This is a genomic window from Methylophaga sp. SB9B (assembly GCF_004832235.1).
GTDB lineage: Bacteria > Pseudomonadota > Gammaproteobacteria > Nitrosococcales > Methylophagaceae > Methylophaga > Methylophaga muralis.
This window is the reverse complement of record NZ_SSXS01000005.1, coordinates 216,249-227,587: the sequence shown is the minus strand read 5'-3', so window position 1 is coordinate 227,587 and position 11,339 is coordinate 216,249. Positions and strand designations below refer to the sequence as shown.

Sequence of the window (11,339 nt, the reverse complement as noted above, 5' to 3'; positions counted from 1 at the left end):
TCATGCCGTTTGATGGCTTTGATGATTTGTTCTTCGCTGTAACGTTTTTTCATTTTGAGATCTCCAACTCCCATATTTTATTGGAAATCTCATCAATGTCATGGCACTAAATTTGGGGGAAAGGTCAGTGGCATTTTTAGAGCCTGTTTGCTCGTTAACCGCTTCAAGCACAGAGTTTACAGTTAGCTTCTCAATTTCTAATGGATTAAATTTTTCGTACTTTTCAAGGATTGGTTTAACCACTGAAGGATCAACCTGTTCTCTGCCCAAAAATGCCAATTTTCGTCGATCTCCAAACGGTGACAGGTAATCCACTGAAGTAACATGTACAAAGGTATGATCAAAATACGGACGACCGTTCATAACTTCTGGACTTAGTTTCGCAAAATACAATTGGGATGCATAATAGTTATTTTTGCTCCCTTTAAATGTTGCGACCAATCCTTTTGGTGAGTGACTTGGAAATTGCGCAAAATAATAGCCAACTACCGGTACATAAATTGGCTCCACCTCTTCTGTAAATAAATTTACCTTGATGAATGACTTTACATCAACAACGATGTTGTGAACCGGAGCACCAGCGTTGAGTAGGCGCATTTCGCTCTCGTTGTATGAGCTAGACTCTGCGTCACGATATAACGTTGTTTCAATGTAAAAATGTGGTTCTGTTGCTATCTCTGATACGCGAAGCTGTGACACGCTCACCAAATATGAGGCCAATCCTACAGCGATGGCAGCAGCAGCAATCAGCGATGACGAAAAGATCTCGAAAAACACTTTATTTCGTTCAAGCCATACTCGCATTTGTGAAATCGACATGATCGTATTTTCCAGTTCTAACATTACGTTAATGAGCTCTGCGATCACATAATAATTATTAACATGAATGAGTCATTATTATTTTTCAATTTCATCAGCCGTTGTTAACTGATTGAAATTACATCTCTTATTTTTAACCAACTATAACCTAAATAATTAATCATGAATCATTCACAATTAATTTTTAGTAATTTGGAGCAGATACTTGCTCTACTAAAATCACAACAACTAATCGCGCCAGTTCACAGAAAGATAAATCTGGTTTTGTATTTATGATTCTCCATAGTTAAATTTAAGCTTTATTAAAATCCAAAATCGCAGGGAGCGAATCATGGCAATAAAGGACTGGCCGGCAGATGAACGGCCGCGTGAAAAATTACTTCAATCAGGTGCTGTGGCATTATCGGATGCCGAGTTGCTGGCTATCTTCCTTAGAACTGGTGTGACTGGGATTTCGGCCGTGGATTTAGCTCGGAAGCTGCTTGCTGATTTTGGTGGTTTACGGGCTTTGTTGGAAGCCGATCATAAAACCTTTTGTCAGCAGCATGGTTTGGGGACAGCGAAGTTTGTCCAGTTGCAGGCGGTGCTGGAAATGAGTCGTCGGCATCTGGAGTCAACTCTGACTCGGGGCAATGCCTTTACCGATGCTGCTACCACCCGACTTTATCTGCAACGTCAGTTACGGCATTTTCCCCATGAAGTATTTGCCTGTTTGTTTCTCGATACTCGGCATCGGCTGATCAGTTTTGAGCCATTGTTTCGTGGCACGATTGATGGGGCTAGTGTGTATCCGCGTGAAGTGGTGAAGCAGGCGTTAAAACATAATGCTGCTGCAGTGATTTTTGCTCATAACCATCCTTCTGGTGTGGCGGAGCCGAGTCAGTCGGATATTCAAATCACCAAGCGTTTACGCAGTGCGTTGGAGCTGGTGGATATTCGGGTGCTGGATCACATTATTGTTGGCGATGCTGAAACCACTTCATTGGCTGAATTGGGGCATTGTTAAAAGAAGCCTATTCAAATTAAGGCTTTTGCCACACTATTAATGCATATCACTCATTTTTGTTGGCACGCAGATCGTTATGCTTTTGGGATAAAAAAACCAACCCATTCATAAGACGTGACCAACATTATGACAATAACAAAAACACTTAAACCGATCAGCATTGCCCTTGCCGTGATTTATGCCAATGGTGCTTATGCTCAGACTTCTAACCTGTTGGATGATGCCAGCCTGACACTTGGCACTGTTGTGGTCAGTGGCGAAAGTGGGCCGATTTCCACTCGCAGCTTACCGACTTCGGTGGATATTCTCGGTGCTGAGAAAATCCAAAATCAGGTGGTGACCAATAACTGGCAGTTATTTGGGCAAATGCCTGGGATCATGTTGACGCAGTTTAATCAGGGTAATGTCTCGGGAAAGTTTTCGTTACGCGGCTTTAATGGCGAAGGCGAAATCAATGCCGTGAAGCTACTGATTGATGGCATTCCCAGTAATAGCAATGACGGCAATATGCCTTATCTTGAGTTAACTAATCCGCTCGATATCGAAGCAATTGAAGTGGTTCGTGGCACCAATGATCCACGTTATGGCTTGCACAACATTGCTGGTAACGCTGATGTAATTACTCGGATTGGTGGCAATTACCAAACCGCTAGAGCCAGTTACGGCAGCTTTGATACCCGCAATGTGCAATACGCTGCCGGGTTTGATAATGGCCTGTTTTCACAGAATTACACGGCCAGCTATCTGGATTCGACAGGCTATCGTGATCACAGTGATACCCAACGATCTTCATTTGCCGGTAAATGGTTTTTCACCCCCGAAAGTGGCAATGCCCGTTTTGGCTTTATCGCCCGTCACCATAAAGCCGATGCCGAAGAAGCCGGCTATCTGACTTATGCTCAATCACGCGATGATGATAGACAATCACCGGCACACAATGCGTTCGATCAGGGTGATCGTGAGCTAAATCAATTCAGTGCTCATATGGATATTGATCTGAATGATGAGCTGTATTGGGAAACTAAAGCCTATTTGAATCAGATTGAAGATCGGCGTTATGTGCGTTTCTCGGAAAATGTCTCGCAGCAGGAACGTTATACCAAGGAAAATCATGTGGGCGCTTTAAGCACACTGACCTGGCGGCCAGAAGTCGATTGGGCGAATGAATTTGCCTTGATGGGTGGGGTCAGTGCTGAGTTTCAGGATAACCGCAGTGATCGTTATCTCACCACCAATCGAACTCGCCAGAGCCAGACGCGGGATCAGCAGTTTGATCTGGATATCTATGGTGCCTTTGTTCAGGCCGTGGTTAAACCGACCGCAAATTTAAAACTGGTTCCGGCCTATCGTGTTGAATCATTGCATGGCAGTTATACCAATGAACTTACCAACGAGCGTTTTGATATCAACGATTATGGCTTAATTCATCAACCTAAATTCAGCGCCGTCTATTCGTTTACCGATAATTACGCCGCTTATGCCAACTGGGGTAAAACCTTCCAGGTCGGTGTCGGCACTGGTACTTATCGGGTTGATAACGACCGCGATCTGGATCCTTCCATCAATGAAGGTTATGAAATTGGTTTTAAATTCCGTCCTGTTTCATGGCTGGATGGACGCGTTGCCATCTGGCAGCAAACGGCTACCAATGAAGCTCGTCGTGTGTTGAATGATCCCAATAACAGCAGTGAAAACATCGGCAAAACCGAACGCCAAGGTATTGATCTGCAATTTAATGCTCAAGCTACTGATCAACTTGCTTTATGGTTTGCTGCATCATTACAACGCTCAGAAATCCTTAAAGCAGAATCTGGTTCTCCGGAAAGCAAAGGTCAGGAAATAGACCATGTGCCTAATTATCTGCTTAATGCCGGGGTCGATTATCAAGCGACACAAAAACTAGGCTTATCGTTTTGGACTTCGGCTCAGGACAGCTACTATCTGGAACGTACCAATAGCACCCGTGAATTTGGTCAGTTCTTTTTAATGAATGCGTCAGCCAGTTATGCCGTGACGCCAAAAGTACGGCTGGAACTGCAATTGAAAAATCTGGCGAATCGCTATTATGAATATGTGTGGTTTGATGGTGACCAAACCTTGCACTCGCCCGGCGATGGACGTGCCGTGTATGGCTCGGTTCAGGTAGACTTTTAAGCCTGTTAATCTATGGTTGATTCGCTGTCGATATTCGGCAGCGAATCAGCGACATCATTCGGATAAAAGCCCATCATGAAAAACGCCCGCCGCACTTGGCTGAGCATTCATTTATATCTCGGTCTGAGTATCGGCGGCTTGCTGGTATTGCTGGGGCTGACCGGCAGTATTCTGGTGTTTTATCTGGAAATCGATCAGATCATCAATCCACAGATTGAACCAGCAAGCATTCCCTACGAAATGCCAGCACAACAGGACATTCTTGATGCCCTGCAACAGGCGCATCCGACTCGTACCGATCCGTGGCGTATCGAACAGCCAATGCACAATGACTGGCCGATTATGGCGCGTTATTACACGCCAGTTGAGTCAGTTGGAAAACACTTTGCCCCATTAATGCTGACGGTTGATCCTGTCACGCTTGAAGTCACCAGCTCCCGTTTATGGGGCGATTATGCGATGACCTGGATTTACGATTTGCATTACAGTCTGCTACTGGAAAAACCCGGCAAGATTGCCATTGGTATTATCGGGCTGATTTCTTTGATTTCGTTTATTTCGGGGATTTGGCTGTGGTGGCCGGGTTGGGCGGGGTTGAAACATGCTTTAAAACCTCAGCTTCGAACTGGTAAAGCACGGCTCAATTACGATCTGCATGTGCTGTCGGGCAGTTATGGATTAGTGTTTTTGCTGATTTTAAGTCTGACGGGAGCGGCACTCGCTTTACCCAATGAAACGGCCATGTTGGTTAAGCCATTTTCTGTTCTAACCAGCTCACCGAAAATTGCATTAAGTCATTCAGAAAATGCTTCAAGAATTACTGCTGATCAGGCTGTTGAAATCGCCAAACAGCAATTTCCCCAAGCTGAATTACGCTGGGTGGAAACACCCGGATTGAATAACCAGAAAGCCTGGCGAATTGCGATGTATCAAGAGTGGGAGCCAAGTCGGCGCTTTCCCCGAACCCAGGTGTGGATCGATCCAATTAGTGGAGAGATTCTGGCACTTCGTGACACCAAACAGGATACTGGTGGTGATGTGTTAATGCACTGGTTACATCCACTGCATAACGGTGAAGTGTTTGGTATGACTGGCCGAGTTCTGGTGTTTATTGCTGGATTTTTACCATTGATATTGTTTGTGACCGGTTTGATCCGCTGGTTACAAAAACGTCGAGCCAGGCGACTGGTAACCAGTCGCCATTCGGCTTAACAGTTTTTTAATCCGCATCAAACGGTTTTTCGGAATACACCTTATTGCCGGTGATCATGCCTGACGTCAGGCCACTGCCCTCTTTCTTCTCGGCTCTGATAACCGCTGCAATATGCACTACAACTGAGATTATCAGCAGATAAAAAAAGTAAGTGTGCCAGCTGCGATACGGGGTACGGAAATCACGCATTTCCTGATAAGCCTCAGGGTTGATACCGGTTTCCCGATCACCCGGCACAATCAACGCCATGGAAGCTTCATCTTGTGCTACCCAGGCTTTTATTTGCGAACCAAACGGTGGCATATAGAGATCAGTGCTGCCCAATACCAAGCCGGTGACACTTTGTGCAGTCATCAAAAACAACATCACCATAACACTCCAGCGGCCTAACGGGTTATGACCGAGGAAATTGATTTTACGTTTGGTTTTGCCAGCTTCACGATAAGCCGCGTACTGTGCTTTATAAACTTTACCGAACGGCAAAATGGCTTTCCATCTAGCAAATCGATTGCCACGGAAAGCCCAAACAATACGCATCACGATGTTCAAGAAAAACACATAGCCAATCCAGATATGAATGGCTTTTAACAACACTTTATCTTCACCCGATATGCCTAAGTCGCGGCTGAACATCATTACCAAACCTAAGGCAACCATCGGGATAAACGTCAACACCGCCACCCAATGAAAGATCCTGACCGGTCTATCCCAAACTCGATAAGATTTTAAGTTTTGTTGTGTCATGCTGTAGTCCTTGAATTTACTCTCTTGCGCTTAGGCTAAACCCATATTCTTAATAAAAACTTAAGGCATGTTCAATGCACCATGCAGCGTATTGTTTACTCGTTAACTCGGCAATAGTCCCCTTTCCACTCGTGCAGAAACGGGGTGATTTTTTCATGCAATTCCAGATGTTGTTGCCACCAGTTTCTCAGACAAATCAGTAATGTCGTTGGATCTTCCTCAGAAATGCCTTGTAGATAGCAGGCATCAAAGTCTCTTAAGGTTTTGGCTGATTCTGCTTTATATTGCTTCATTAATGGGCATTCTAGTGCTTCTAGAATTCCCTGTTCGGTCATGAAATGAAAATTCAGATAGTTTTTCAGAATCTGCACCGTCGGCTTTAACTGATTTAGTGAAAGCCCTTGCTGGATAAAGTAATGCAGCGAATTGATGATCGCGACAGCACCTCGATGCTGTTCATCAATGATCGATTCGTGTTGCAGAAATTTGTCCTGCCAGACGATATATAACGGTTTTTGGGCTTTTTCAATCATACGGCTATCGGCGCTTTAATATGGGCCTGCGCTTCATAACCAACGATTTCAAAATCATCAAAACGATAGTCAAAAATGGAGTCAGGTTTACGATGAATTTTCAATTGAGGTAAGGGACCCGGAGTGCGTTGTAATTGCGTTTCAACCTGCTCGAAATGATTGCTGTATATGTGGGCATCACCAATGCTGAGAACGATTTCACCGACATCCAAATCACATTGCTGGGCCAGCATATGCGTTAAAAAAGCCAGTGATGCGGTGTTATAAGGGTTGCCCAGAAACAAATCGTTTGAACGAATATATAAAGACGCGCTGAGCTTACCGTTGGCCACATAAAACTGATACAAAACATGGCATGGTGGCAGAGCCATTTTTCCAGCGGCGGCATTTTCCCAAGGTTTTTGTTTTTCGTCCGGTAACAATGCAACATTCCAGCCGTTGATAATATGGCGGCGACTGTCGGGATTGTTTTTCAAGCTTTCGACTAATGCTGAAATCTGATCATATTTTTGACCATCAGCACCTTGCCAGTTACGCCATTGTGCACCGTAAACCGGGCCGAGTTCACCTTCAGGTGTCGCCCACTCATCCCAAATCGATACACCATTTTCTTTAAGATAACGGATATTGGTCTCACCACTAAGAAACCATAAGAGTTCATGAAGAATACTGCGAATATGCAGTTTTTTGGTGGTGAGTAAAGGAAAGCCTTCGGCTAAATCGTAACGCACTTGTCGACCAAATACTGAGCGGGCACCAGTGCCGGTGCGATCGCCTTTATCTACACCGTTATCCATTACATCACGGAGTAATTCGAGATACTGTTTCATGCCTGTTTTCTCATTTGTTGCAGTGCCGCTACTGTAAACCAAAAGTGCTTTTGACGCACGGTTGAGAGAGCTATCGGTTTTCGTCAGAGAGGCCGTATTTCTGCATGCGATAAAGCAGCGTATCGCGGGTAATACCTAATAATCTGGCGGCTTTGGAGCGGTTGCCAGCGGCCATTTCCAAAGCTTGTTCGATCAAATCCAGTTCCAACTGCGACAGATCAATGCCTTCTGGGGGAATTGTAAATTGCTGTGGAGTAGAGAATGCTTTCTGCTGCATCTCTGCTGGCAGATCTTTTAGCTGCACCATAATGCCCGGCTGCAATAAACTGAGGCGCTGACAAAAGTTGGATAATTCGCGGACATTGCCCGGCCAGCTGTAACGCTGCAATTGTTGGATAACATCTTTGGCAAAACGTAACGGCGCATTACTGCCAGCAAATTGCTTGGCAAAATAATTCAACAGCAACGGAATATCTTCACTGCGTTGCTTCAACACAGGCAATTCGATTGGCACCACTTGCAATCGATAATAAAGGTCGGCACGAAATCGACCAGCTTTTACTTCGGCAGGTAAATCCACACTGGAGGAAGCCGCCAGAATCCGTGCATCAATAAGATGTAATTTATGACTACCGGCTAACTGACATTCGCCCGCTTCGAGAAACCGTAATACTTTGGCCTGCACACTTAATGGTAAGGCATCGACTTCATCCAGAAAAACCGAACTACCTTGAGCCGCCAGCAATCGTCCTGGCTCAATTACCTCGCCATCTGCATTAGCCCGACCAAACAAGTCCACTTCGGTATCTTGAGCCGGTAACGCAGCACAATTAATGGTTATCATCGGTTTATCAGCACGACGACTTAATTGATGCAAACGTTGGGCAACCAGTTCTTTACCGGTGCCGGTCTCTCCGCAAATCAATACGCTGGCATCACTTAACGCAATCATCGGTAACACACGCTGCAAATGCGTGATTTGCGGTGAATGACCAATCATTTCTGTCGTCATGTTGGCACGCTCAACTTAATGTTGGTGAGAATGATCATGACCAGATTCCATTTCTGTTGAAGGGGATGTATCAACATGTTCATGATCATGATGCCCACCATGAGGCCATAACAATAGCAACAAAGCCATCACGATGATCAATAACCCCGCCAGTTTTCGAAACAGTTGATTACGCGCTAATGAAGCCAACATACCAGCAAACATTCCCGCCCCCATTACAGCAGGTAAAGTACCTAAACCAAATGCCAGCATGACTGAAGCAGCATATAAAGGATCGCCCGTCGTTGCTGCTACAGCAAGACCAGCATAAACCAGACCACACGGTAACCAGCCCCAAACGGCGCCTAATAGAAAAGCTTGTTTTAGCGTACGTACCGGTAACAGTTTTTGCCCAATCGGTTGTAGTTTTCGCCAGATTGGCGCGCCAATTTTTTCTGCATGGGCGAATTTTGGAAACCAACCGGCCAGATACAAGCCCATACCGATCATCACTAAAACCGAAAGATAACGTAATACCGACAGTCCATTGATTTGAGCTAATGGAGAAGCAAGAAAACCCACAATACTGCCAGCAATAGCGTAGCTAAGGATGCGACCGACGTTGTAGTTGAAGACAAATGGAAACATTTTACGAGGCTGTTGACGGATTTCGACTGGCAAGGTCAACGTCAAAGCGCCAATCACCGAGCCACACATGGCAATGCAATGGGCCGAACTGAACAAACCCAGCAAAAAAGCTGTGACCAACGATGTCGTGAGTGCATCCATTTATTTAACCTGAATTTCAACTAGTCGACAGATTATCACTTTAACCCTTTATTTTTTGTGTGATTTGCCCTAGTGGCACCGCAAAAAACACATTTTTCATTTATTAGCATTTACTAAACTAGTATTGTGAGTTTGATGAAGTTGACCGGATAACGTTGTAATCAAAACCGAGGACCTTCTGAAAATGGAACGTCCTAAATTGATGAAAGCAGCAGTTTACACGTGAATGCTCATATAAAGCACGGTTTAGCTAGTGATGAGCATGAAGTAAGTAACGGTTAATTTCTCAGAATTCTGACAATTAATATTTGCAGGAGGATGCATGAAAAACAATCTGAGAAAAACGTTCAGTTTAGTGTTATTGGCAAATTTACTCGCTTTTAGCCCATTAAGTTTTGCCGAGGATAAACTTTACACGGTAACTGATGGAAACGTGTTGGACGAAGAAACCTATAAAGGTTTTATTATCCATCGAAATCAGTGCGCACGCTGTCATGCCTCCTTCGGACAAGGCATGATTGGGCCAAACTTGGCCGACAGTATGAATAATCTGACCAGAGAAGAATTTGACGATATTGTCACCAACGGAAGAATGGCCATGCCACCATGGAAAGCCAGCGCTGAAGTTATGGCAGGATTAGATAATCTTTATGCCTACTTTAAAGCCAGAGCAGATGGTGCGATTGGCGAGGTAAGACCTAAAAAAGCGCAGTAAAAAAACATGCAGGATCTGAGTGCTACTCAGATCCTGCATGTTTTATTTTAAGTGAAATATGGCCTGATGACGTTTGCCATCATCAGTGACAAAATGAAAAATCAGTGTGTTAGCTGAGTGCAGTTGTTGCAAATTGATCGTTTCAGCCTCCAACACAAAATCAACCGTTTCAGCACGCCGATCTACGGTAATAGCACTAAACACATCACGTTGCCGTGCCTGCTGAAATCCTTTTGGTAATGGCTGAGTTTCAGCTTTGGCGAATACCTCATTAACGGAACTGGAATAATTATAAAACACCGTTTGTGCGGCTTTGGCTGGTGAGCCACAACTCAAATTGCCATGCTCCAATGAAATTGGAGTTTGATTATCTAATTGCAGCAGAATCAGTTCATTATGGGCAAAGCTGGCAGTGTATTTATCACTGATAAACAGTGTTGCCCAATGTTTGCCATCTTTCGTCTGGCTGATGGTGAAGCGTTCGCCCGTTTCACTTTGATATAGCTTGTCTTCCGCCCATATCGGCTGCGTTACCGTTAAAGCTGAAACAACAACAGATATGCTTCGCCACATAAATTATCCTCGCCAATTACAGCATTGACTGTTGCTGAGCAGCGAAATTCCGTTTTAAAGGATTTTGATCTTGCAAAGGCGGCTTTGAAAGACCAACAGCAGCTAGTCGCGGATCTTCAAACGAATATCAATCTCTTTCAATTCCTGGCGCTCCTGAATCAGATCGGCTTCCGTTAATGGATGCTCTTCCAGCCAGCCGGTTGGCAGGGTCAATATCAATGAATTGCGATGCATACTGAGGCCAACATGGGTGTCGGTCTTTTCACTGCGGCCGCGATTAAATACAAGAGACAAACGTAATAAGATAGTCAGACGGGTGGTGGATTGCTGCATATCATCAGACAACTGTTTGATATGTTTTCGAGGGAAACTGCGCCGCTGCCCTCTGACCATAGCCGCCAGTGCTTGTTGTTCTTCACGTGAAAACCCGGTAAATCCGAGTGTGCAACTAAGTAAGCAGAATGCTTGTGATACTGGTAATGCGAAATGGCCAATCCGACTTCATGTAATTTGGCCGCCCATTGCAGGCGATGTAGATGCTCTTCTCCACTGATTTCCCATTCGGTGGCAACCTGTTGATACAACTCGGTCGCCATTTTGCTAACCCTATCAGCGTGAGCTTCATCGACGTGATATCGGCGCGCCAGTGAATTTACCGTGCGATCCCGTTCATCATCATGCTGAATACGGCCTTGCAAGTCGTAAAGCAACCCCTCACGAAGTGCTCCATCTGACACAATCATCCGATCAATTTTTAAGCGGTCGAATGATGCTTTTAAGACAGCAACCCCACCAGCCAATACATTAGCTCGTTCTGGACTTAAACCCTCCAATTGAAATTGATCGTGATGACCAGCCTCAATCATATGAGCAATAATTTTATCCAAAGCTTCGGTGGTGATTACCCCATTTTCGCTCCAACTCTGCGCTGTTGCGATACTGGCTACTGTACGAATAGTGCCGGAAGCGCCA

At 44.9% G+C, this 11,339-nt stretch carries 11 protein-coding genes and 1 pseudogene; 4 read left to right on the top strand and 8 right to left on the bottom strand.

Going from position 1 to position 11,339, the window contains the following annotated elements; all coding sequences use genetic code 11:
• A complete protein-coding gene (locus tag E8Q33_RS07635; protein ID WP_136553941.1) occupies window positions 1-819 on the bottom strand; it encodes a hypothetical protein in 819 nt (272 codons plus the stop codon).
• Window positions 820-1,150: 331 nt separating this feature from the next.
• Here E8Q33_RS07635 and radC point away from each other — a divergent pair, with 331 nt between their 5' ends.
• From radC to E8Q33_RS07620, 3 genes are all read left to right on the top strand, one after another.
• Entirely contained in the window at window positions 1,151-1,825 is a 675-nt protein-coding gene (gene radC, locus E8Q33_RS07630) for a DNA repair protein RadC (RefSeq protein WP_136553940.1), read from the top strand.
• Between the two features lie 126 nt (window positions 1,826-1,951).
• Window positions 1,952-3,979 (top strand): TonB-dependent receptor, encoded by a 2,028-nt coding sequence (locus E8Q33_RS07625; protein WP_136553938.1) that lies wholly within the window; start codon window positions 1,952-1,954, stop codon window positions 3,977-3,979.
• 75 nt (window positions 3,980-4,054) lie between these two features.
• The gene (locus E8Q33_RS07620; protein ID WP_136553936.1) at window positions 4,055-5,191 is read left to right on the top strand and encodes a PepSY domain-containing protein; all 1,137 of its coding nucleotides are present in this window, start codon (window positions 4,055-4,057) and stop codon (window positions 5,189-5,191) included.
• Window positions 5,192-5,198: 7 nt separating this feature from the next.
• Here the strand turns inward: E8Q33_RS07620 and E8Q33_RS07615 are convergent, their stop codons facing one another.
• The 5 genes from E8Q33_RS07615 to E8Q33_RS07595 form a co-directional block, all read right to left on the bottom strand.
• Window positions 5,199-5,936 (bottom strand): cytochrome b/b6 domain-containing protein, encoded by a 738-nt coding sequence (locus tag E8Q33_RS07615; protein ID WP_136553935.1) that lies wholly within the window; start codon window positions 5,934-5,936, stop codon window positions 5,199-5,201.
• A gap of 95 nt (window positions 5,937-6,031) precedes the next feature.
• The gene (locus tag E8Q33_RS07610; RefSeq protein WP_069294734.1) at window positions 6,032-6,469 is read right to left on the bottom strand and encodes a hemerythrin domain-containing protein; all 438 of its coding nucleotides are present in this window, start codon (window positions 6,467-6,469) and stop codon (window positions 6,032-6,034) included.
• Complete coding sequence (locus E8Q33_RS07605; protein WP_069294735.1) at window positions 6,466-7,299, bottom strand: thymidylate synthase; 834 nt, start codon at window positions 7,297-7,299, stop codon at window positions 6,466-6,468. The genes E8Q33_RS07610 and E8Q33_RS07605 overlap by 4 nt, the downstream gene beginning before the upstream one ends.
• 70 nt (window positions 7,300-7,369) lie before the next feature.
• Window positions 7,370-8,311, bottom strand: coding sequence for a sigma 54-interacting transcriptional regulator (locus E8Q33_RS07600; protein WP_136553933.1), 942 nt, complete (start codon window positions 8,309-8,311; stop codon window positions 7,370-7,372).
• A 15-nt stretch (window positions 8,312-8,326) separates the two neighbouring features.
• A complete protein-coding gene (locus tag E8Q33_RS07595; protein ID WP_069294737.1) occupies window positions 8,327-9,079 on the bottom strand; it encodes a sulfite exporter TauE/SafE family protein in 753 nt (250 codons plus the stop codon).
• Window positions 9,080-9,401: 322 nt separating this feature from the next.
• Between E8Q33_RS07595 and E8Q33_RS07590 the strand changes: the two genes are divergently transcribed.
• Window positions 9,402-9,794 carry a cytochrome c gene (locus E8Q33_RS07590; RefSeq protein ID WP_136553931.1) on the top strand — a complete coding sequence of 131 codons (393 nt, stop codon included), beginning with the start codon at window positions 9,402-9,404 and terminating at the stop codon, window positions 9,792-9,794.
• A gap of 42 nt (window positions 9,795-9,836) precedes the next feature.
• On the opposite strand, the gene E8Q33_RS07585 is transcribed toward E8Q33_RS07590, so the two are convergent.
• Together E8Q33_RS07585 and E8Q33_RS07580 are read right to left on the bottom strand one after the other, a co-directional pair.
• Window positions 9,837-10,367, bottom strand: coding sequence for a hypothetical protein (locus E8Q33_RS07585; RefSeq protein WP_136553929.1), 531 nt, complete (start codon window positions 10,365-10,367; stop codon window positions 9,837-9,839).
• 102 nt (window positions 10,368-10,469) lie between these two features.
• Window positions 10,470-11,305, bottom strand: a pseudogene (locus tag E8Q33_RS07580) (hypothetical protein).
• Between the last annotated feature and the right edge of the window lie 34 nt (window positions 11,306-11,339).